We start from the raw sequence: 23,331 nt of genomic DNA, 5'->3' as shown, positions 1-23,331 counted from the left end.
TAATTGTCCCCAAAAAGAAGCGCCATCAAGCCCCAAATGCGGAACTCCCACAGCATAAGCGCCAACCATAGCAATCGCAACAAATATAACAACTAACAAAGGGACTGCAATTAAAGCACCAAAAAATCTAGGAACACCTACTTGTGCAATAGGCTCTATTCCCATCATTTCCATCGCAGATAATTGCTCTGTTGTTTTCATTAGACCAATTTCAGCAGTAATGGCTGAACCTGCTCTGCCTGCAAATAATAGAGCGGTTACCACTGAACCAAGCTCTCTCATTAAAGATAAGGCAACTAACGTAGAAGTAGATGTTTGCGCACCAAAAGTTGACATATTTACAAATGCTTGTAGTGCTAAGACCATTCCGACAAACAATCCTGATACCATAATAATCGGTAAAGATAGCACGCCAGAATTATATAATGCCCGCACTAATAATTGAGGTTGACGAAAAATAGATAAAGAAAATCGCAGTAATTGGCAGCTAAAAAGAAAAAAATTGCCTATTCGTAAGAGCGCTGACAATAATCGCTTTCCGAAAAAATGTAAAAGATTACTCATAGCCCCTCTTTAGCACTTCCGCATAATTTTCTGCTGGATAATGGAAAGGAACAGAACCATCTGATTTTGCATGCATAAACTGAGACACCATAGGATCACTACTTTCATAGAGCGTTGATGGCTTATCTAAAGCTACTAATTTCCCATCAGCCAATAATAAAATACGGTCAACAATTTTACTCACTTCAGTAATATCATGGCTAACAATTAAGCTAGTCATCTTTAAGCTTTGATTAAAATCTCGAACCAAGTGAGTTAGCATGCCTAAAGTAATGGGATCTTGTCCAGTAAATGGCTCGTCGTAAATCATAATTTCTGGATCCATTGCCATTGCCCTAGCTAATGCGGCTCTGCGCGCCATTCCGCCAGATAAAGCTGTTGGCATTAGATGTGCCGCGCCTCTGAGTCCTACACTTTGTAATTTCATTGGCACTAAAATATCAATTAATGCTTGTGGAAGCTTGAGTACTTCACGTAAAGGAAAAGCAACGTTCTCCCCTACTGTCATATCACTAAATAAAGCATTAGATTGGAAAAGCATACTCATTTTTCTGCGCATTAACATCATTTGATTTCGATTAAGCTTGGAAATATCTTTTCCAAAAACAAATACTTTTCCGGTTGTGGGCATTAACTGACCAGTAATTAAACGCATCAAAGTCGTTTTTCCAGTACCACTGGGACCCATAATAGCAATAATTTCTCCCGCAAATAATGAAAATGACAATTCGGAGAAAATTATTCTTTTTTCACGCTTAAATGATACGTTTTCAAAATGAATAATGTCGTTATTGCTCATCTTTCAATGCCATAATAATTTGCCACTCAGTCTCACTCACCGGCATCACAGATAAACGATTACCTTTTTGGACTAAAGACATATTAGATAATGCTGGAATTTCTTTTAAAGTCTGTAAAGGAATAATTTTAGTAAAAAGACTTTCGAACTTTACATCAACCAAATCCCATCTTGGATGATCAATAGAAGACTTAGGATCATAATGATCAGCATCTGGATCAAACTGAGTTGGATCGGGATAAGCTTCTTTAACGACGATAGCTGTTCCAACAATACCTGGAGGATTGGTATTTGAATGATAGAAAAAAACGCCGTCTCCTTCTTTCATTTCACGCATAAAATTTCGTGCTTGATAATTTCGAACGCCATCCCACGGTTCCGTTTGATCTGGTCTTTTTTGTAAATCATAAATTGAAAAACAATTAGGCTCAGATTTCATCAACCAATATTTCATTTGCGTAGTAATCACTTTAAAAGAGTTAAGTATATCATGGACGCTTTATCAACTAAGCTAATCTTTTTTAAATTGATAAATTGCATCAATTGCATTCCCATCTTTTTGCGACGAAGAAGCCTCAATACTCAGTCTATCCGTTACCTGATAACGTGCTAGAAACTGTGTAACTTGCGTGAAAAAATTTGAACGCATACCAACATATAAATCTTTCATCAAATATTTTCCTGCTTTCAAACCACCAACACCTAAATCAAATACATCTAATCCTGTTTTTTCTGCTAAATCATCAGGAAATAGACCTTTCGTTCCAACGATTGCTGCGGCCTCTAACAATGCTGTACTGTCTGTTCCGCTATCTGGTGGTCGCCCAAAAAGCAGATAGGATAAGATAGCAGAATCTGGCATCAATGGATCCGATGTTAAATCTAAACGCAGTCTTTTAACTGTACCTATGATATGGGCACCTGCTTCTACATTTCCCACTTCTCTGGTTGCTAACACATCTACACTTGGATTTGCAATATTTCCAGAAAAAGTTACCCATCCTCTTTTAATATCTAGCTCTTGTCCATAAAGTTCGTATATTCCGCTTGCAACCTCTATTCTACCTCTTCCTTTAACTTGCTCGCCGGGACGCATTAAAACCGTTAAACCACCAATCAATCGAATTCTCATATCCTTATTGTCAAAGAAAACTTTGTTTCCTAATCGAATAACAATATCTGATTTTAAAGGTGTAGACTTGTCTGTTTGAATTTCTAGCTCATCTTTACTTTTTTGACCATTAACAATTACAACATCTTCAGAGATAGGAGCAGCATTACTTGTATCCGGTATTGAAACTTTCGCTTCTGGAATTAAAATACTTCCCTGAATCACAATTCCTTGCTTAGGATCAATGTTAATTTTGAAATCAGGAGAAGCTAATAAACGAATTTGCTTAGAATTCGCTAATAACATTTCTTCACCAGATAAAATTAAATTAAGCTTTAAAGGTGCTAACTGTAATACACCATTGGTTGTTAATCCTCCTTTAGGTGTCCCAATATTTCCATTAATATCAATGTTACCATTATGATTCGCCGAAAGTCTTAAGCGAATATTATTGAGCTCTGTCGCATATTCAGGAATAATAACTTTTCCACCATTAAGTAGCATTTCACCACTTACTTTAGGCTGCTTTATAGGTCCAGCAATTAAAATCTCACCTTGAACGGTTCCCTTTAATTCGGAAACTTGCGGAACCAAATAAGCAAATTTACCAATATCTGGCATGTTTATTTTTATATTTCCATTAATATTAGGGGCATTGGTAAATTGAGCTACTCTAATATCACCTTTAACTATTCCTGCCTCTGCAAACTCAATATCTAATTGACTGTGACTATTGTTATCAGAAAGCTTTGTGTTAATCGCTGCTTTTTTAATTGTTAGCGTTACTGGCGGTTGATTAGGTGCTGAAAAAGTAATAGCGCCAGGAGTTAATGCAATATTTGCATCCCCATATATTTGCCCAGTTTGACGAATTTTTACTTCACCTTTCCCAACTAAACGAGTGGAGAGTTTTAGTGTGTTAGGTAAAAATGGTTCAATACTTCTTGGGTCAATCTGCTTAATATCATAATTAACTGAAGTGTCTTCTTGTTTAACAACTTTAACGCAAAAATCTGAAAAATTATCTTTTAAGCATAAGTTATCTAATAAGATTTTTTGGGGAGAAATTTCTATCGCACTTGGCTGCTGCAATTGCCAAGCTAAATCCTGTGTTTTTAGTTGTAATTCATTAAGTCTTCCAGACCATGATTCCATTGAAGAGAAGCCGCCTTTCGCTTGTAAATTTATATCTGCCTCTCCTCCCCTTGTTTGTAATGCTATCTGATGATTTTCGTATTTTCCATCCGTTTTTAATAGAATTTCTGACCAATTTTTATCATTAATAGAAATGCCAGATAAATCAATTTTATTATTAAAATTTGCTTGTTTTTCTAGACCAGAGTCTAGTTTAATATTTGCTTTAGCAATTTTAATCTGCTCTATTTGGAAATTTTCTCCCTGTAAATCGGCAGTAATGAGAGGATATTGCTTAGTTCCTGTAATTTTTCCATTTCCACGCAAACTCCCTTTTAGTGGTGGATAAAAGTCACTTAATTTTGCACCATCAATATCGAATTGAAGATTAAGATTGTCATCTGATAAATTTCCTTCAACTGCAATTTGATTATTACCAACACCTAGAGAAACACCTTCTAATGAAATTTGTTTTCCATTAACTTCAATCACTGCTTGCCCATTAAGTAGTTTATTTTGCCAACTACCACTTAATTCACTCAATTTTGCATACATTTTTAATTGTTCATTTTCTAATGAACCTTGTGCTGTAAACTGTCCGCTTACATTACCTTGTAAATTTGGTCTCCATGTTTGAGGCTGAATATTTGTGAGTTTTCCATTTAAATCCCATTGAATATAATCTTGATATTTCAGGTCTCCATTAAGCTGGATATCTCCATTCATTATATGGACCAATAATTTAATATCTTGGATTTTTTCTGGTGTTAACTGAAAATCTCCTTTTATGTCCATTGGCGGGATATCATTTCCTTTTATACTCGTATTTAAAGAAATTGGTAATTTTTCTAATAATCCATCTGTTTTTAACTCTCCCATAAAAGAGGTAACTATTGGCTTATCATTTTGAAGATATGCAAGATTAGTCCATTTTAAATCACTAGCAATATTTGGGTTCTTTAAGTTACCTTGTAGATAAACTTTTCCAACAATTTTCCCTCTAATAATTGGAAGCAATTGCCCTAATTCTGGTGCATCAATATCAACTTTCAAATCTGTATTTTCTTCAGTAGCCATTCCATTAGCAGAAAGTCTATTATTTGCTAAATTAAGCAATAAGTTATCTACAATAAGTTTATTATTTTCAATGGTAACCTTTCCATCTCCATGAATAGGCTTACTATTCCACTTTCCATTTAAGTTGTTAATTTCAAAAAATGCAGATAATGGTCGATTTATTGGTATTTGTCCATGACTTGTAATTTTTCCATCTAATGCTATATCTAGAGAAGAATTTAATTTAGCGGCATCAATATTTTTAGCTAAAATAATACCATTCCATTCAATGCCATTTGAAAAATCTGCGTTCCCTTTAACTCTTAATTCTCCTTCTAAAAGTTGAAAAACAATATCTGCTGCTTTCAGCTCAGAAGGACTAATCTCGGCTTCGCCTTTTATTTGAATTTTAGGAATATCTTTTCCAAAGATTTCTGTAGATAAGGTTAATAATATATCTGAAAAAGGACCATTTAATATTAACTTACCTTCTGGAATTTTAATCTCATACTCCTGATTATCAATATTTTTCCATTGTGAGCTAAGATTTATCTGCTTTTCTTTTAGTTGAATATTTCCTTGTGCTAAAAACTCTCCTTTCGTCCAACCTTTAGCAACTAGTTTTAAGTTTGGTGTCAATATACTATCTGTAATATTTAATAAGATTTCTTGAGAAGGTTTTTCTGGGAATTGTGCCGTAAGCTTACCTTGTAAATTTAGTGGATACATTTCTTTTAAAGTAAGCTCTGTTTGTAGATTAGTCGTTATAAGTGTTTCTAATGTTGAGTTTTTCTCTTTTTGTTTTAACGCGCTATCTACATTTAATTTAATATGACTATTTTCGCCATGAAGATTTGCCTGCAAGTCTTCAATTTCTATAATATGCTGATTTTTTTTAAAAAAGTTTATTTCTTGTAGAGATATTTTATCAATGTCGATAGCAAATGATAGTTGAATGGTAGGTAACTGTTCAGGAATTTCTCCAGACTTATTTTGAGAATCTGTTTCTTCTGTGTCTGGTAAATAAATATTTGCTTTATTAACAGAAGCTAAAGATAAATGAATTTTTTTTATCTAATAATTCTTTAGCTAAAAAAGTGATAGATAGATCTTCTGCCGTAAAAATTAATGTATTTTCCTCTTTTACTACAATATTCTTCCATGTTTGCTGCCCAAAGAAACTACCTTCTAAAGATTGATAAGTAATTTCATAAGGCGTAAAAGAGTTAATTAAATAAGGAACTTTTTGATAACCCTTATTTGTTCCTAATAAGTAATAAATTATCCCTAATGTTAGAATGATTAGGAAAAACAATATCAATAAAATATATTTAATAATTTTCCAAGTTTTTCGCATTATAAATTAAGCTCCGCACCAATATTGATGTGTAGTCGAATTTTATCGCCTGGTGGGTTAAAACCATGTCCTAAGTCTATTTTTATAGGCCCAACAGGTGAACGCCAATGTAAGCCGACTCCTGCCCCAACTTTGGTATCAAATTTACTACTAAAAGCATCTCCAGCGTCAACAAACGCTGCGGCAGCCCAATTTTCTTTAAAATAATATTCATATTCTAGACTACCAACGGCTAAGTATTTTCCACCGATATTTTGTCCGCTTTTATCATATCCACCAATTGACTCATAACGATAACCACGAATACTCCGATCGCCTCCAGCAAAATATCGTAAACTCGGTGGTAAGCGATGAAACTCATCTGTCCAATCTGCGCCGCCATCAAAACGAGCAATTACTCTATTCTTTTCATTTAAGGCGTGAATATACCTAAAGTTAAAGTTACCTTGGATAAAATTGATATCTGAGCCAACATTTTTTATCCCACCAAGTAATCCAAATCTTGCTTGAAAACCAGACTCTGGATTAAGCCGATTTTTAGTTGAAGTATAAGTAGCTGTAAATCTAGGATAAGTCAATAAAATTTCATCTTTATCATTGCCTATATGAAATTTTTCCCATGCACTTACACCAGCTACTCTATATTCCCAAGCATCTTTACGCCAATTATACCCACCTTCTATAAAAGCACGCTTGGTATGATATTTATCATTTTTTATCCATCCGCCTGCTCTTAAATAGTAATAATCTGTAGTTGGATTAGCTGCTGGAATTCTATAAACATTGTCAAAATCGCTATCTTTTTGAGAAATATATAAACTACTTGAAAAAGTATGACCTCTAGAATTTACCCATCGGCGATCAAAATCAAATCTAGCTCTTGCACCGCTATCTGTAGAATACCCAATCCCAAATAAATAGCTTTTATTACGATTCATGATTAGCTGCGCTTCGACAGGAACATCTTTATCTATTTTATCTGGGTTGCCACCTACTAAAACTTGCTTAAAATAGCCACTTCCTTGTAAATCTTGTTGTAAAGTAGCGACTTCTTCAGCATTGTAAGGCTGTCCAGCTTGAAATTGGACAAAGCGTTGAAGTAAGTCTTCATCTAATGGAATCTTACCTTCTTCAGTTTCTTGCTCATTATTACTAATTTCTGTTCTAACAAAATGAACATTGTCAAAAACATATCTTTGTCCACTATCATAATGAAGATCAATATCAGCAGTATTATTTTCTGTGTTAACAGCAATAAGTTTACTGGTGAAAACGCCGTCAAAATAACCCCTTGTTACTGCTGCTGAAAGAAAGTCGTTTTTATAGACCTCATATTGCTGATGATTTAGGATTTCTCCTTTATGTAAAGGATTATTTGCCAGTATTTTCTGAAAAACAGGATCATTCTTTGCCTGCCCTGATATGCTTACATCAACGGTTCTAATTTTGGTAGGCGTATTTAAATTGACTTGATACACGATTTTTAGTTCATTATCTCCTATTGCTATTCGTTCACTATCAATCGATACGTTATAGTAACCAAAAGGTTGCTGAGAACGTTTAATCTCTTCCGCACCATTTGTAATAAGATAATTGACATAGTTTGGCTGACTAATAACTTCATTTTTAACTTTTTCTAACGTTAGAAAAACTTTGGCATTTGTCAGTTGCGCTTCGTTGGTAATTCCTTTAATTTCAATTTCTTTAATGATTCTACCATTTAATGCATCAATAGAGTCTTGTTCTAAAGTTTTAAGTGAAGAGACTTTTTGCTCTTTTTCAGAAGAAATATTATGAGAAGATTGGACAATTTTAAATAACGGTTCATTTGCTATTGCTGAAGTGGTTACTAATCCCATTATTATCATAGATAACACACGCATTTTTATTCTCCTAATTTGAAACTGTTTGCTCTTAATCCTAAAGCATACAAGGCAGCAAAATAAACCATTGCGCCAATACTGACCAAAAGTAATAGATGCCCAATTTGTGATAATCTTGTCCATGTTGTCCATTGTTCAAGATTTCCTTGTAAATAAGTTAGTACTATTGCCATTGCTATATTGGCAACAACTATACGAATTAAAAACCATAAAGAAACTGTTTTTATTTTGATGTTACTTATTCGCAAATAGTAAAACAGTAAACTTACATTTACTAAGGCCGCAATCGTACTAGCAGCAGCCAAACCAACATGTCCACAGAATCGGCTAAGAATAAGTGCGACAACAATATTGATTAGCATTGCAATAATTCCTGCACGTACGGGAGTTTTTGTATCTTGTCGTGCATAAAAAGCAGGCGCTAGAATTTTAACTAAAATTAGGAATAAAACTGCAACAGCATAAGCTCGTAAACTTAAGGTAGTCATCCAAACATCTTCTAATGCAAAACGACCACCAAAAAATAAAGTCATTAAAATTGATGGTGCTAATATTACTAGCCCTGTAGAAGCAGCTGCGCCAACCAAAATCCCCCAACGCATCGCCCAATCAAGGTATAAACAAATTTTTTTTCATTTTCAGAAGATTTTAAGGCACTCAATTTCGGTAAGATGACGGTACCTAAGGCTACTCCAATAAGTGCTATTGGTAATTCAACTATTCTATCTGAGTAATAAAGCCAAGAAATACTTCCCGTGACTAAATGAGAAGCGAGGAAGGTATTGACCAAAATAGTTAATTGTCCCACAGAAGAACCGAATAATGTTGGAATCATTAAGCAAATAATCTTTCTCACACCTGAGTGTTGCCATCCCCATTTGGGGCGAACGAGTAAACCTAGCCGCCATAAAAAAGGAAGTTGTAAACCTAATTGTAAAATACCGCCAAATAAAACTGCCCACGCTAATTCAAGGCCATATAAGCCATCTATATGGTTTTGTTGGGCACGCCAGAAGCAGGCTGCAATTAAAGCAACATTAAGTAAAACGGGCGTAAATGCTGGAATGGCAAAACGTCCATAGGTATTTAAAATACCACCACACATTGCTGTTAAAGAAATCAATAAAATATAGGGAAACATGATTTTTAGCATTTGATTTGCTAAAAAATATTGATCTGGCTTATCCATTAAGCCATTTGCGACTAAAAACAGAATTCCACCAGAAAATACTATTCCAATGAATGTAATCAGCATAAGAATGCCTAATAAGGTTCCTGCTGTATGCTGCAATAAGTCTTTCAGTTTTTCTGGATGCTCTGTTCTCGTGGCTGAAAATACAGGGACAAAAGCATTTGCAAAGCCACCTTCTGCAAAAAAACGTCTTAAAGTATTTGGAATACGTAATGCTGCAAAAAAAGGATCGGTAATAACTGAATCAAAGTATCGAGCAATCAAAATATCGCGTAGCAAACCCATTGCACGCGATATAAGTGTCATAGCGGCAAAGACAAGAGAAGACCGCCCCATTGTTTTTGCCATATTTATTTTTTCTCTATGATATAAATCATTTAATCCAGCCTAATCGTCGACCAATACCGAGCATAGCATCCGAGCGATTCATGCTGTAAAAATGCAATCCTGGCGCTTCTTGTTCGATAAGACGTTGACAAAGTACAGCAACGACTTCTTCTCCAAAATCACATAAACTTTGAACATCATTTTGATAGGCTTCTAAACGTTTTCGAATCCAGCGAGGGATTTCTGCGCCACACGCGTCTGAGAAACGCGCTAATTGAGCATAATTTGTAATAGGCATAATACCTGGTACGATTGGCAGTGTAACACCTATAGCAGCAACCTCATCTCTAAATCGAAAGTAAGCATCTGCATTAAAAAAGTATTGCGTAACGGCTTCATTTGCGCCTGCATCACATTTTCTCTTAAATTGCTGCAAGTCTTGGTAAGGTGTTTTTGCTCTTGGATGTTTTTCTGGATAAGCTGCGACAACAATGGTTGCTTGCTCGCCCCAACGAGAACGAACCAAACGAACCAAATCTGCCGCATCGGCAAGCTCTCCCATATAATAACTTCCTGCAGGCATATCTCCACGTAATGCCATTAAATGGCGTATTCCAAGTGCGTAGTAGTCATCAAGCAACTCTTCTAACATTGCTTGTGTCGCTGATACACATGTTAAATGAGGCATAACAGGGCGTTCATTTTCCTCACAAATACGTTTGACTAATTGCATGGTGCGCGCTTGTGTACTTCCTCCTGCACCATAAGTGACAGAGTAATATTCACACTGAAATACAGAAAGCTCATCTCTTACTTGTGCAAGCTTTTCGCCCCCAATTTCTGTCGCTGTTGGAAAAAACTCACAACTTACACGTACTGGTAATTTATTTTCGTTCATGAAAGATTATTTTTTAAAGGTAGTTGGCTCGATAAATAAGACTAAGTCTTTATTGATGATATACCTTTGTTTATTGACGTCGTTAAATCGATAATATCCATCTTCTTCGAGAGTGGGTTTTGATTTTGCATAAAGCGAATCTCCGCTCATCATCCTGACTTCGTAGAGCTTTTGATTGCTATTTACCATTGAGCAAGCAGTTAAGAAAACCATCAAAGGAAAAAGCCAATGTATTTTCTTCATTATTTGTGTCCGTAATGTCATTAATGGCTAAAGTATAGCATTCCCTTTTATGGCATTCATCTAAAATCTAAGCTGTATCGTTCATATCTACCATTTAAGACATACTAAATATTCTGTTTAAAATGCTATACTGACGAGTATCTTTGAATTTTAATTTTGATTATGTCTAAATCAGCCATACATTACACACCTATCCCAACCCAATGGATTGGCCCCATTAAAATTACAGGTAATGTCATTAATAACGAAGAAATATATGCGCCACTGGCTACTTATGAAACGCCGCTTTGGCCTTCTTGTGGTCGAGGCGCTAAAGTTTCCCGTCAACTTGATGAGGGTATTATCGTTACACTTTTAGATGCAAGAATGACGCGCTCGGTCATTTTTGATGTTACAAGCGCTGCTCAGGCTCATCAGATTGCACAATCTATCCTTTTAGAAAAAAATAAACTTCAGGAAGTTGTTAGCCAAACCAGTAGATTTGCAGAGCTAATCGAAATACATCATGAAATCGTTGGAAATCTTTTATTTCTCAGGTTTGCATTTCATACCGGAGATGCTTCTGGTCATAATATGGCAACAAAAGCCGCAGATGCTTTGATTGCTTATTTGCTTGCTCAATACACTCAACTAAAATATGGTTCAATTTCAGGAAATTATTGTATTGATAAAAAAGCGAGTGCTGTAAATGGTATTTTAGGACGGGGAAAACGGGTTGTTGCAGAAATGTGTATCCCTGAGAAAATTCTTTCTCGATTCCTACGTACAGATGCTGAAAAAATGGTTTTGTTGAATACACGTAAAAATCATATTGGAAGCAATCTAGCAGGTAGCATTCGTAGCGCCAATGCGCATTTTGCCAATATGCTATTAGCTTTTTATTTAGCCACTGGACAAGATGCCGCTAATATTATTGAGGGTTCGCAAGGTATCGTACATACTGAAAATCGGAATGGTGATCTTTATTTTAGTTGTAGTTTACCGAATCTTATCGTGGGAACAGTCGGGAATGGAAAAGGCGAACAACTCTCTACTATTGAAGAACATTTAATAAAATTAGGTTGTAGAGAAGAGCGGATAGCTGGGGAAAATGCTAATCGCTTAGCAGCAATTTGTGTGGCAATTGTTTTATGTGGCGAGCTTTCCTTATTAGCAGCTCAAACAAATCCAGGAGAGCTTATGCGAGCCCATATTGCAATGGAGCGTCGTGGATGAGTAATAGCATCATCAATAATCGGAAAATAGAACATATAGATATTGTTACTAAAGATCCTGAGATTGAGCGTTTTGACAATGGTTTTGACCATATTCAACTTATTCATCGAGCTTTACCAGAAATTGACCTATCAGATATTGATACAAAATGTAGTTTTTTGGGTAAAACGCTATCATTTCCTTTAATTATTTCTTCTATGACTGGAGGAGATGACGATCGTATTAGAAAAATCAATAAAAATTTAGCGATTGCAGCAGAAACCTGTCAAGTGGCACTTGCCGTAGGTTCTCAACGAATAATGATACGAGAAAAGGCAGCAAAGGAAAGTTTTTCGTTAAGAGAATATGCACCAACTACTGTATTACTCAGTAATCTTGGAGCAGTACAATTAAATACAGGTTTTGGCATAAAAGAATGTCGATTAGCTGTTGAAACTTTAAATGCGGATGGCTTGTACTTTCATCTCAATCCCCTTCAAGAAGCGATTCAACCAGAGGGAGATACCAATTTTTCTGGATTAACAGAAAAAATTGCACAAATTCATAGAGAACTAAGCGTTCCCGTTTTGCTAAAAGAGGTAGGATGCGGATTATCCCCGGCAGATATTGAACTTGGAATGAAAGCAGGCATTCGAATTTTTGATATTGCTGGTCGCGGTGGCACATCATGGAGCAGAATAGAGCATCATCGACGTAGAAGTAAAGATAGCTTAGGCTTATTATTTCAAGATTGGGGATTAACAACCGCACAATCGCTTTTAACTGCCTATCAACATTATCCTGATATTACGCTCATTGCTAGTGGCGGAATAAGAACAGGAATAGACATGGCAAAAGCTATCGCTTTAGGCGCTCAGCTTTGTGGTATTGCAGCCCCCTTTTTATCAGCAGCACAAGAGAGTGCTGAAGCGGTCATTAAGCTCATTCAGCAACGTCATAAAGAATATCGCACTGCCCTATTTCTTATGGGCTGTCCAAATAACGACCAATTACGTGGCAATAAAAAATATATTTTTGAGGCAACATCCCTATGATATCTACAGGTATTGATAAACTCACTTTTTATACACCAGCTCATTTTATAGATCTTTCTACCTTAGCTAAGCGAGATAATATTGATCCTGCGAAATATCAAACAGGCATTGGACAAGATGCGTTTTCTGTCGCCTCTCATGATGAAGATATCGTGACAATGGCTGCTAATGCGGCTGCTACCCTATTGGAAGATGAAGACACCTCTAATATTGATACATTAATTATGGCGACAGAAAGCAGTATTGATCAGTCTAAAGCAGCTGCTATTTATGTCCAACAATTACTTAACCTGCCTAAAAACATTCGTGCGATAGAATTAAAACAAGCTTGCTACAGCGCGACTGCCGGACTTCAGTTTGCTTGCGCTTATACAGCTGCTTATCCAGAAAAAAAAGTTTTGCTTATTGCTAGTGATATTGCTCGCTATGACCTTCATACGCCTGCTGAAGCGACACAAGGGGCTGCTGCTGTTGCTATGTTAATTAGCGCCAACCCACGTACCGCCATCTTAAATCCTTTTTCTGGACTTTATACAGAAGATGTTATGGATTTTTGGCGTCCTAATCACCGTAGTACACCTCTAGTAGACGGAAAATTAAGTACTCAAATTTATCTTAAAGCGGCAGAAAATGCTTGGAAAGACTATATTAATAAAGGCGGTATCCCATTTTCTGAACTGGCTCAACATTGCTACCATTTACCTTTTACTAAGATGGGATTAAAAGCACACCAAAAGTTAGCACGCGCAGCTGGTATAGAAGCAGATTTATCAACTTTTATTGATGGTACACATTACAATCGATTGATTGGTAATAGTTACACTGCGTCCTTATATCTAAGTTTAATTTCTGCTTTAGATCATCAAGAAGATTTAGCGGGATGTAATATTGGAATGATGAGTTATGGCAGCGGTTGCATTGCTGAATACTATACGCTACAAATTACTGAAAATTATCAGCAATACCGTTATCAAAAGCATCATCAAGCACTCTTACAACGTAGAGAACCTCTAACCTTGTCAACTTATGAAAATTACTGGCATCGTCCCGAATATCAAGTTTCAGAACATATTTTGATTACTCCTCAAGCAAAAGGAGAATATCGCTTAGTTGAAATTCAAAATCATAAAAGACAATATCAATGTTGTAAATAATGATTCTCAATGAATAGTATAGATAACGTCATTGTAAAAGCGCACAGCCCCGGAAAACTCATTTTTAGCGGTGAACATAGTATTGTATACGGTGCGCCAGCGATTGTCGCTGCAATTGCACGCTATACAACAGTCGGATTTACGCCACTTTCAAATACACATAGTATTCATACTTTTATTGAACATTTTCCACATATTGCGGAATATCCTTTAAGAGGATTAAGTACCTTAAAACAAAAGTTAGATCAGCGCTTTGAACAATTTTTAAATGGACAACGCCCTGTTCAAAATATATTAAATAGACCAGAAGACCTTATCATCTATACTTTAGCTAACTTTGCTCAACATATCCCTGTTCCTGGACCAAGAACGCGCTTTCCTCTCCCTAATCCAGGAAAATTACAGACCAACTCTGAGCTACCTTTAGGTGCTGGAATGGGCTCATCTGCTGCTGCAATTGCAGCCACAATAGTTTTATACGAGTCCTTATTAAATCATCCGCTTAGCTTAGAGCAACGGTTTGAACGTATTCGTTTTTGTGAACGTTTACAGCATGGAAAAGGTAGCGCAATAGATGCAACTGCGGTAACTTATGGCAATATTCACCTTTTATCTAATCATCAGCCTATACCAATAAAAATTTCGCTATCTCCACATTGGTATAGCTATTTACAAGGCATCCCCTGCGTTAGTACAGGAGAAGTCGTCAACTATGTTCGTGTTAACCATGCTCATGACCAAAAGCTCTGGGAGGCTTTTCAAGCAATTACTTTAGAATTATGCGAAGCGTTGCAGTCTCAGAAAAATCCTATTCCTATCATAAAGGAGAATCATCAATTACTTTGTCGAACTGGTGTTGTTCCAGTCGCTACACAAAAGCTTATTGAAAAAATTGAAGAGCATGGTGGCGCAGCTAAAATTAGTGGTGCAGGCGCACATTTAGGTCAAAATGCAGGAATGCTATTGATATATCATCCAGAAGTTGAACATTTAAAAACCATTATTCCTAACCTTGATCCTTTGGTCATTGCACCTAATGGTGCGGAACTTATCACATAAAATATTTTTAGAAGTATGCGACCGCTTTCCAACTGTCATGTGCTATACACACGTGCTTACTCACACTACCTTAGATTTGAAAAACAAATCGAATTATTAGGTGGAAACGCCTACTCTTATCCTTTGATGGATACACACGCATTAGAGCTTTCGCTGCAAGATATACAAACCTTACAAGAAGCGGACTATCTTATTTTTACTAGTGTAAATGCCGTAAAATATTTTCCTTTTGAGCATATTTATACTGCAAAAGCGATAGCTATTGGCAAAGCAACAGAAAAGGCACTTAAAACATCTCGAATAGTTCCCGTTATTACAGCACCTCCTCCTTATACATCAGAAAGCTTGTTGTCTATTTTTCAGCCAATACAAAAAAACATTCTTATTATTGCTGCGCCGAATGGGCGAACTTACTTATATCAAAATTTAGTAAAAAATAATCCAAAAACGTCATATCTTTATAATTATGCGCGATATAACCCCAGTACTCATTGGACATTCCCGATAACCAAAACTTTTGATGCCTTAGTTATCGCCAGTCAGCAAACGCTAAATAATCTAATAGAAATAACCCCGCAAACGCCTCTTAACCTGCTACAATGCAATACCTGTATGCTAACCTTTAGCGAAAGAATTTCTTGCGCAGCACGTAAACTCGGTTTCGAAACTGTTTTGACCGTGCCACAAGCAGATGAAATAGCATTGATTGAAACTTTAACCCATTGGTGGTTACAAAAAAGGAGCCTTACATGAGCGAGAAAAATTCAGAAAAACTAGATAATAAACCTACAGATCCTAAAAAAACGGATAATAATAAGTCTCAAACGAATTCTACTTCTACTCCTGCTCAAAATAAACCCACTACACCTATAGAAAATAAACCAAGCAAACCATTAGAAAATAATAAAAATTCTTCAGCTACTACGAATACCCTATCTAGTTCGACATCGCAAAAAAACTCAGCGAATAAAGCCCCCCCTTCTCATTCAGGTAAAGGCATTGCTTTATTAGCTTTACTTATTAGTTTAGCTTCTGCTGGTGCAGTTTGGTATGGATATAGCCATTCTAACTTAACGCAACAAAGTAATAATCGAATTGAAAAGCAAGCTACAGAAGCTGAGCTTAGAGTCGTTGAAGTTGAAAAAACAGTTAGCGAGTTGCAAAAGCATATCGCAAATAATGCTCAAGGATTAGATAAAGCAGAAGTTAGTACGCTAATTACAAATGCATTACAAGATTTTGCAAAAAACCAATCAGCGAATAATGCTGGTGATGAGCAAACATTAAAGACCTATATTGATCAGAAGATTGCTGAACTTGATACAAATGAAAAAAATAGTGGGTTCTCAGAAGAGCAAGTTCAAGGGTTTATTAAACAAGCATTACTTAACTTCTCTGAAAATAATGGAGATTCTAAAATTGATCTAAGCGAAGAATTAGCCACTATTGAAAAAGCGCATACAGAAGTCCAACAAGCGCTTCAAACACTTCATCAACATTCCCAACAAGTTGAGCAAATGCTTAATCAAAAAGCACAAACGCTTGCAGGACAATTAGAAACACATGTTGAACCACAGACTAACCCTAATCTGCTTATCAATTCACTTACTTTAGCAAATATAGCTTTAGAAAATAGCAATTTTGAAATTGCTGAAAAATATCTTCAACAAGCAGAGCAAACCTTTTCTATTTTTCATTTAGATAATGAACATTATTCTGGATATTTACCTCAGATTAAGACACTTCGTGAGCAAGTTGTTCAATTAGCGTCTCAATCCTCACCCATTATTAAAATAGATGGAGTTATTGCTTCTATTGCTGATTGGTCCTTTAAACAAACCCATCATTCTCAATCCCAACAAAAAACAGAATCAGAAAATCATAAATCTTGGTTAGATACTGTAAAAAATGTTGGTGACAAAATCATTGATAAAACCTTTAAAGTTGTACATAACGATGATAGCAACTTAACTTGGATTAACACTCATCCAGATATTCAAACACTCATTCGAGAAAATGTTCGACTAGATTTAGCCTTTGCAAGAAATGCTCTACAACTACATGATGAAGAAAGCTATCAACGTACCATTAACAACCTCATTCCTCGTATCCAACAATACTTCAACCTTGAAGATGAAAATGTCAATAAATCTATTACAACTTTAGAGGAACTAAAAGCTTTATCAAACCAACAAATTCCAAATCTTACTAACCTTATCAATCAAATTAAGCATACTGCTGAACAGGAGTAATTTATGATTCGTACTCTTATCGTTCTTATTATTTTAAGTTTATGTGTCATTGTTGGATACAATATCCAAACACTTCCAGCATATGTCCGTATATACAATAATCTTAATAATAGTTTTATTGAAACGCCATTTATTTCATGGATTATATTCTCCCTCATTGGTGCTTATATCATTCTTATCGTGTTAAAAATACTATGGCTTATTTGGCGTAGTCCTAAACTTTTTAGCAGAAATGCTGCCCGTCGAAAAGAATATAAAGCTCACCGACTATTAGAACAAGGTTTAAGTGCACTTACAGCTGGCGATTATCATAAAGCTGAGAAAAAATTAGCTAAAGGTGGGCATTTAGCAGATGAACTTGGACAACCTTCTGTTATCTATTTTGAAAATGCGGCTATTGCTGCTGACAAACAAAATGCCAATCAACGACGTGATGAATACTTTTTGCTAGGTCGCAAACATGCAGAAAAGAAAGAGCAAAAGCTGACTTCATTAACTGAGGCTGAAATTCTAGTTAATAATCATGATTACGTTCCTGCAATTAAAATATTAGAAGAATTGCGTCATAAAGAACCACGAAATCTAAAAATATTAGAATTGTTAGACACCTGTTATTATAAAACTCAACATTGGGAATCAGCTTGGCAAAACCTTACAAAACTTCGACACAATTTATCACCAGATGAATTTGAAAAGCGTCAGAAAAAATATGCTAGAGGAATGCTAAAAGATACTTCTGCGATTGAAACCTATGAACAGCTTCAAACGGCATGGAAACAATTACCCGCTGATATTCGTGGAGAAAAAGAAATGCTCCTACAATATATCAGTTCCTTAGTAGAAAATGGACATGGGGAAGAAGCAGAAAAAATTCTGATACAGCAAATCAAATCACAAAGTGACATTGATTTAATTCAAGCATATAGTCAGCTAAGAGGAATTAACTTTAGCAAAGCACTTAACAATATCCAACATTGGGAAAGCCAATATCCTGGTAATGCAACTTTCTTATACTGTAAAGCATTAATTGCTTACAGAGCTAAAGAATATGATATTGCGGCTCACGCCATTGAGGCTTCCCTCAAACTACAATCAAGTACCGAGGGTTTTGCATTATGGGGTGCTATTCTAGAAGCCAAACAACAACCAGAGGCAGCTTTAGTGGCTTATCGTCAAAGTGTCGCTGGACAAATTGATAATAATGGCTTAACAGGTGAACTTTTACTTCCTCCAGCGCATTCTGCCTAAATAAATAACCATTATTCTTACTACGGTGCTGAATATTTATTCAGCACCGTTTTACTATAAAATTATTCTTTCATAAAAGTTGGTAGCGAAATTTATGAACCCCGTCTGGAAACCTCTGCAGCGCATTTTAAATAATCCCTCATTAGTCGCTCTAATATTCTTTGGATTAACATTATGGCTTGCCTTCTACTTTGTCGGTCAATGGCTAATGCCAGTTATTATTGCTGTCATCATCGCCTATCTACTTGAAGGCCTTATCCGTAAACTAGAACACCTAAATGTAAGACGAATATTTGCTGTCTGTTTAGTATTTATGACTTTTTCTGCCTTAATTATTTATATTTTTATAGTCTTAGTACCAACTTTATTAACCCAGGCCAAATCACTAATTGAGCATTTACCAAATTACTTTTCTTACGCCCAAGAAAAACTTTATATTCTTCCTCAAAAATTTCCACAATTCTTTACTGATTCAGATATTGCTAATCTAGTTCAGACGGTCAATGCAACACTAGCAAAAACAAGCAAAAATCTATTTTCTGGACAATTTTTTGCTTCTATTATGGTTATTTTTAGCTTCTCTGTTTACTCTGTCCTTGTTCCAATTCTTATTTTCTTTTTTCTTAAAGACAAAAAGAAAATATTAAACTGGTTAAGAATATTTTTACCTGAAAATAGACAAATCATCACAGAAATCTGGGCAGAAGTTGACCAACAAATTGGTAATTATATTAGAGGAAAATTTATAGAAGTTTTAATCATTTGGTTAGCTTCTTTTATTACCTTTAACTTATTTGGATTACAATACGGATTACTATTAGGATTAATGGTTGGATTATCTGTCCTCATTCCTTACATTGGTGCCGCCATCGTTACGCTTCCTGTTCTCATTGTTGCTTACGTTCAATTTGGTTTTATCTCTAACTTTTGGTGGATAACCATTATATATGCCTTGATTCAGCTTATTGATGGAAACATTCTTGTTCCGCTTATTTTCTCTGAAGCTGTAAATATTCACCCTATTGCATTGATAATTGCTGTTTTAGTTTTTGGGGGGATTTGGGGATTTTGGGGGGTTTTCTTCGCAATTCCTTTAGCTATTTTAGTTAAAGCCATTATTGAAGCTTGGCAAAGATACGAACTAAGAGAGCAGCCTGTTATTATGGAATAACATTCTAATTAAATGCTACTACTAACTCCCTTACATTATTAAAATTAATATTTTTTTTTTATAACTTATGAACTACTCACAACAACTTGAAGAAAAAACTAATCGATTAAGAACACTACTTTCTCCTTATACAAGCATTGAGCCAGATATTTTTCCTTCATCTCCTGAACATTACAGAATGCGAGTAGAGTTTAGATTTTGGCGAGAAGGTGAAGATAGTTTTTACGCAATGTCTGAACCGGGCAAACCTATAAAATCAAATACCGTTATTCATATAGATAATTTTCCTAAGGCTTCTGTGTCAATTAACACGCTTATGCCCAAACTACTTGACGAAATTAAAAAAAATTCAATACTTCATCAAAAACTCTATCAAGTTGAATTTTTGTCAACACAAACAGAAGATATATTGGTGACCCTTATTTACCATAAACAACTAGATGAAAACTGGCAGCAAACTACCAAAGAGCTAGAAGAAAAATTAAATATTTCAATTGTAGGACGTTCCCGTAAACAAAAAGTCATACTTTCTCGTGACTATGTTATTGAAAAGCTGAAAGTGAATGCAGATATCTATACTTATCATCAATATGAACAAAGCTTTTCTCAACCCAATGCACAAATTTGTGAAAAAATGCTTGAGTGGGCATGCGCACAACTACCTTCTTCTAAGCGAGATTTACTAGAACTCTATTGTGGTAACGGCAATTTTACCTTGCCCCTTTCTAAGCACTTTAGAAAAGTTTTAGCAACAGAAATTAGTAAAGTCAGTATCAAAGCTTTAAGAGAAAACCTGTCAATTAACCATATTGATAATATTTCTGTTGCTCGCTTATCTGCTGAAGAGTTTACCCAAGCTTACCATAAAGTTAGAGAATTTAACCGGCTAAGACAAGATAATATTTGCTTAGAAAACTATGATTTTTCAACTGTATTAGTTGATCCACCTAGAGCAGGTATCGATGATGATACACTCAAATTGTTAAGCCAATTTGAACAAATACTTTATATCTCTTGTAATCCTAACACATTAGCTAGCAATCTAGCTATTTTAAATCATACGCATAAGATATCCTCTCTCGCTCTTTTTGACCAATTTCCATTTACTCCACATATTGAATGTGGTGTACTATTACAAAAAATAAATCATAATTAAGTTTTACTATTTACTCATTTATAGAAAAATATAAAAGTTGATTTTTTTCATAAACTTAACCATCGGTTAATATAAAAAATATTCTTGACCCCGATAATAATTACTTGTACCATTCTTGCACTTTTTTCTCAATCTTATCTCAAGGAATTTGGATGTTTATTCGTTCAACACTAAAAAGTAGTATTACTCTTGGATGTTTGTGTGTTGGATTAACCGCTTCTGCTGAGCAACTTTTTCGTATTTCTACGGAAAAAAATGAAATTACCCCTCAACTAACACTCCGTAACCAGTAACCAAACCTAATTTGCCTGCTTTACCACAGGCACTACCTAGCGATAAAGCAGCCCTCGAAAAAGTCGCTTTTACACCTAAATATCTAAAAGAACATCCAGAAGAACTAGAAGCTCTTTTAAAGCAACTTCTTGCTAGTGGGAATGAACAAGGTTTGAAACTTCTGCTTCCTATTTACCGAGAAGTACCCACAGCAGATCCTTCCGTTTTCGATTGGGGTAACGCTATTATTGCTATGCGTGAAAATAAATATGCTGAAGCAGTTGACTTATATCGCAAATTAAATAGCCAAATTCCTGATAGCAAAACTTTACGTTTTCAAATGGCATTAGCATTATTGGCTAATGGAGAGTTGATTGCAGCAAAAGATCAATTTGAAAAACTAAGAAGTGGTGATGCATCAAAAAGCGATACTGCTATTCTAGATAAGTACATTAGTATGATTAATAGTCAAGATACTTGGGATATTGGTGGAGGTATTACTTACGCTTATAGCGATAATATCAATAATGCACCACCTAAAGGGACAAAATTGCTCTTAGCCAATGGTGCTACCGTTAGCTCTAATACCGATCCTAAAAAGGCAAGAGGACTCTCTTATAATTTTTATGCAGATAAAACTTGGAGTATTGATCTAGCAAAATTTGCAAGCTTACATATCAATTTAGACGGTACTCAATATTTTGATCAAAAAGCTATAGCGATTTAACAGCTAGAATTGGGGCTGAAGGAGGTATTCGTACCGGTCGTGCTAAATTTGAACTCATTCCCTATGTCCAAAAACGTTTATATGGATTAGGACAAAATGGCGACGGTAAATTGAAAAACTACGCTTTCAGCTATGGTCTTAGAGCAGAAGGACAATATTGGATTACACCAACAATTCGCTATCAAGCTGTTGCAGATTTTGGTAGAGATGATTATGTAAAAAAATATGATTATTTAAATGGTAATACTTTTCTTTTCTCTAATACATTGCTATTTGCCACTAATCAAAAACAATTTTTCTATGGTGGCTTAGACTATATAAATAAAACAGCTTCTGATGATTCTGATGCCTATAATCGTTATGGAGTTCGCTTAGGCTGGCAAAGAGAATGGGGAAAGGGAATTTCTACATCCGTTAGTAGTGGATATTCACAACGAATCAACAAAGGAGAAGATTTTTTTGGCATGCGTAGACGCGATAAAGATTATCGTATTGGCTTGAGTGTATGGAATAGACAATGGCATTATTATGGTATAACGCCTAGAGTGAGCTTTAGTTATAACAAAACTAAGAGCAATAATCCACTATACAATTATGATAATAGCCGAGTATTTATTGATTTTAGCAAGACATTTTGAATTTATCATCACTTAGATTCAACCTTGAAGTGTAAGGTTTTCTAAAACAGGATTGAGAAGTAAGATATGCAGTGCTGTACTTCGAATTTCAATTCGACTATCAAAACGTTATGAAACACTACAAACATCTTACTTCAGAACAAAGATACTAAACCCCAGCATTATTGAAAACCTCTGCTTCCTAAAGTAAAATAGCTTGTATTCTTAGAGTTATAGTCAAATCAGCTAAAAAACAGAACGTTATCTACCGCCAGAATGGCTAGATAAGGGCTATAGGATGTTTTGTTTTTTAGCTGATCGCACTATAATAAATCTACTATAGCCAACCAACTTCCCAAAAAATGCATACAGCGTTAGCTCGTTTTACTGTACTGAGGTTAGCTGTCTGTGGTTCGTCAATTTGTATGCAAGCTAAACCCATTCAGCTATAACAAAACTGTGTTCAAGTTCTGGGTCTGAGAGATTGTGCCATTGTCCCAGTAAGATGGCTTTGAACATGCTCAATAGTGGGTAGTTTATCCGTCCTCGCTTGTCGCGCTGTTGCTGGTTTTTCTGCTCAACTAGGCAACGCTCTATCAACTGCCAGTCTATTACTCTTGCTAGTTTAAGTAAGGGATATAGTGCAATCATCTAAAACCCAACCCAATCCAAAGCAGATAAAAGCATAAAGTATCAATACAATCCATCCGCCATTCTTTGCGTATTTGCTTAATCCAAGCCCACATCTTTTCAATAGGATTTAAGTCTGGTACTATAAGGGGGTAACCAAAGTATCTCATGCCCATGCTCTTCAATGATTGCTTGAATATCACTGCGTTTATGAAAAGCGGCATTGTCCAT

General features: G+C 35.5%; 21 protein-coding genes and 2 pseudogenes. 10 read left to right on the top strand and 13 right to left on the bottom strand.

The features are described 5' to 3' along the window. The 10 genes from A5N85_RS02775 to A5N85_RS02735 form a co-directional block, all read right to left on the bottom strand. Positions 1-564 (bottom strand): ABC transporter permease (locus tag A5N85_RS02775; protein ID WP_084601570.1); only part of this gene is annotated, 564 nt, incomplete at its 3' end. Next, the gene (locus A5N85_RS02770; RefSeq protein WP_072575874.1) at positions 557-1,363 is read right to left on the bottom strand and encodes an ABC transporter ATP-binding protein; all 807 of its coding nucleotides are present in this window, start codon (positions 1,361-1,363) and stop codon (positions 557-559) included. The genes A5N85_RS02770 and A5N85_RS02775, both read right to left, overlap by 8 nt. Then, entirely contained in the window at positions 1,353-1,817 is a 465-nt protein-coding gene (locus tag A5N85_RS02765) for an EVE domain-containing protein (RefSeq protein WP_072575873.1), read from the bottom strand. Before A5N85_RS02765 ends, A5N85_RS02770 begins: the two co-directional genes overlap by 11 nt. A 57-nt stretch (positions 1,818-1,874) precedes the next feature. Beyond that, positions 1,875-5,528 (bottom strand): translocation/assembly module TamB domain-containing protein, encoded by a 3,654-nt coding sequence (locus A5N85_RS02760; protein ID WP_072575872.1) that lies wholly within the window; start codon positions 5,526-5,528, stop codon positions 1,875-1,877. A gap of 175 nt (positions 5,529-5,703) precedes the next feature. Beyond that, the gene (locus tag A5N85_RS02755) at positions 5,704-6,021 is read right to left on the bottom strand and encodes a hypothetical protein (protein ID WP_072575871.1); all 318 of its coding nucleotides are present in this window, start codon (positions 6,019-6,021) and stop codon (positions 5,704-5,706) included. Next, complete coding sequence (locus A5N85_RS02750) at positions 6,021-7,904, bottom strand: autotransporter assembly complex protein TamA (RefSeq protein WP_072575870.1); 1,884 nt, start codon at positions 7,902-7,904, stop codon at positions 6,021-6,023. The genes A5N85_RS02755 and A5N85_RS02750 overlap by 1 nt, the downstream gene beginning before the upstream one ends. Positions 7,905-7,906: 2 nt before the next feature. Beyond that, positions 7,907-8,506 carry a murein biosynthesis integral membrane protein MurJ gene (gene murJ, locus A5N85_RS16885; protein ID WP_282955981.1) on the bottom strand — a complete coding sequence of 200 codons (600 nt, stop codon included), beginning with the start codon at positions 8,504-8,506 and terminating at the stop codon, positions 7,907-7,909. Then, positions 8,461-9,444: a murein biosynthesis integral membrane protein MurJ gene (gene murJ / locus A5N85_RS16880; protein ID WP_282955980.1), complete on the bottom strand. Its 984-nt coding sequence runs from the start codon at positions 9,442-9,444 to the stop codon at positions 8,461-8,463. Before murJ (A5N85_RS16880) ends, murJ (A5N85_RS16885) begins: the two co-directional genes overlap by 46 nt. Before the next feature lie 25 nt (positions 9,445-9,469). Continuing rightward, the gene (gene metF, locus A5N85_RS02740) at positions 9,470-10,321 is read right to left on the bottom strand and encodes a methylenetetrahydrofolate reductase [NAD(P)H] (protein WP_072575869.1); all 852 of its coding nucleotides are present in this window, start codon (positions 10,319-10,321) and stop codon (positions 9,470-9,472) included. Between the two features lie 6 nt (positions 10,322-10,327). Further along, positions 10,328-10,564 (bottom strand): YgdI/YgdR family lipoprotein, encoded by a 237-nt coding sequence (locus tag A5N85_RS02735; protein WP_072575868.1) that lies wholly within the window; start codon positions 10,562-10,564, stop codon positions 10,328-10,330. A gap of 162 nt (positions 10,565-10,726) precedes the next feature. Between A5N85_RS02735 and A5N85_RS02730 the strand changes: the two genes are divergently transcribed. From A5N85_RS02730 to A5N85_RS17525, 10 genes and pseudogenes are all read left to right on the top strand, one after another. Continuing rightward, positions 10,727-11,779 (top strand): hydroxymethylglutaryl-CoA reductase, encoded by a 1,053-nt coding sequence (locus A5N85_RS02730; RefSeq protein ID WP_072575867.1) that lies wholly within the window; start codon positions 10,727-10,729, stop codon positions 11,777-11,779. Continuing rightward, the gene (gene fni / locus A5N85_RS02725; RefSeq protein WP_072575866.1) at positions 11,776-12,813 is read left to right on the top strand and encodes a type 2 isopentenyl-diphosphate Delta-isomerase; all 1,038 of its coding nucleotides are present in this window, start codon (positions 11,776-11,778) and stop codon (positions 12,811-12,813) included. Before A5N85_RS02730 ends, fni begins: the two co-directional genes overlap by 4 nt. Continuing rightward, on the top strand, positions 12,810-13,967 hold the full coding sequence (locus A5N85_RS02720; RefSeq protein ID WP_072575865.1) for a hydroxymethylglutaryl-CoA synthase: 1,158 nt from the start codon (positions 12,810-12,812) through the stop codon (positions 13,965-13,967). Before fni ends, A5N85_RS02720 begins: the two co-directional genes overlap by 4 nt. A 9-nt stretch (positions 13,968-13,976) precedes the next feature. Then, positions 13,977-15,026, top strand: coding sequence for a mevalonate kinase family protein (locus tag A5N85_RS02715; RefSeq protein WP_115306087.1), 1,050 nt, complete (start codon positions 13,977-13,979; stop codon positions 15,024-15,026). A 15-nt stretch (positions 15,027-15,041) separates the two neighbouring features. Next, entirely contained in the window at positions 15,042-15,779 is a 738-nt protein-coding gene (locus A5N85_RS02710; protein ID WP_072575864.1) for a uroporphyrinogen-III synthase, read from the top strand. Then, positions 15,776-17,278: a uroporphyrinogen-III C-methyltransferase gene (locus A5N85_RS02705; RefSeq protein WP_072575863.1), complete on the top strand. Its 1,503-nt coding sequence runs from the start codon at positions 15,776-15,778 to the stop codon at positions 17,276-17,278. The genes A5N85_RS02710 and A5N85_RS02705 overlap by 4 nt, the downstream gene beginning before the upstream one ends. 3 nt (positions 17,279-17,281) lie before the next feature. Beyond that, on the top strand, positions 17,282-18,526 hold the full coding sequence (locus A5N85_RS02700) for a heme biosynthesis HemY N-terminal domain-containing protein (protein WP_072575862.1): 1,245 nt from the start codon (positions 17,282-17,284) through the stop codon (positions 18,524-18,526). 94 nt (positions 18,527-18,620) lie between these two features. Beyond that, positions 18,621-19,697, top strand: coding sequence for an AI-2E family transporter (locus A5N85_RS02695; RefSeq protein WP_072575861.1), 1,077 nt, complete (start codon positions 18,621-18,623; stop codon positions 19,695-19,697). Between the two features lie 67 nt (positions 19,698-19,764). Then, positions 19,765-20,853, top strand: a complete 1,089-nt coding sequence (gene trmA / locus A5N85_RS02690) for a tRNA (uridine(54)-C5)-methyltransferase TrmA (RefSeq protein WP_072575860.1) — start codon at positions 19,765-19,767, stop codon at positions 20,851-20,853. A gap of 304 nt (positions 20,854-21,157) precedes the next feature. Next, positions 21,158-22,491 (top strand): annotated as a pseudogene (locus A5N85_RS17525) (surface lipoprotein assembly modifier). Between the two features lie 429 nt (positions 22,492-22,920). Here A5N85_RS17525 and A5N85_RS02675 read toward each other — a convergent pair. The 3 genes and pseudogenes from A5N85_RS02675 to A5N85_RS17520 form a co-directional block, all read right to left on the bottom strand. After that, positions 22,921-23,121 (bottom strand): annotated as a pseudogene (locus A5N85_RS02675) (transposase); the annotation flags it as partial. Next, entirely contained in the window at positions 23,118-23,270 is a 153-nt protein-coding gene (locus A5N85_RS16005; RefSeq protein ID WP_211268045.1) for a hypothetical protein, read from the bottom strand. The pseudogene A5N85_RS02675 and the gene A5N85_RS16005, both read right to left, overlap by 4 nt. Then, complete coding sequence (locus A5N85_RS17520; protein ID WP_211268047.1) at positions 23,221-23,331, bottom strand: transposase; 111 nt, start codon at positions 23,329-23,331, stop codon at positions 23,221-23,223. Before A5N85_RS17520 ends, A5N85_RS16005 begins: the two co-directional genes overlap by 50 nt.

Source organism: Suttonella ornithocola, from assembly GCF_001889065.1.
In the GTDB taxonomy this organism is placed as follows: Bacteria; Pseudomonadota; Gammaproteobacteria; order Cardiobacteriales; family Cardiobacteriaceae; genus Suttonella_A; species Suttonella_A ornithocola.
Note: the sequence above shows the minus strand (reverse complement) of the source record. Positions and strands in the feature narration are given on the sequence as shown.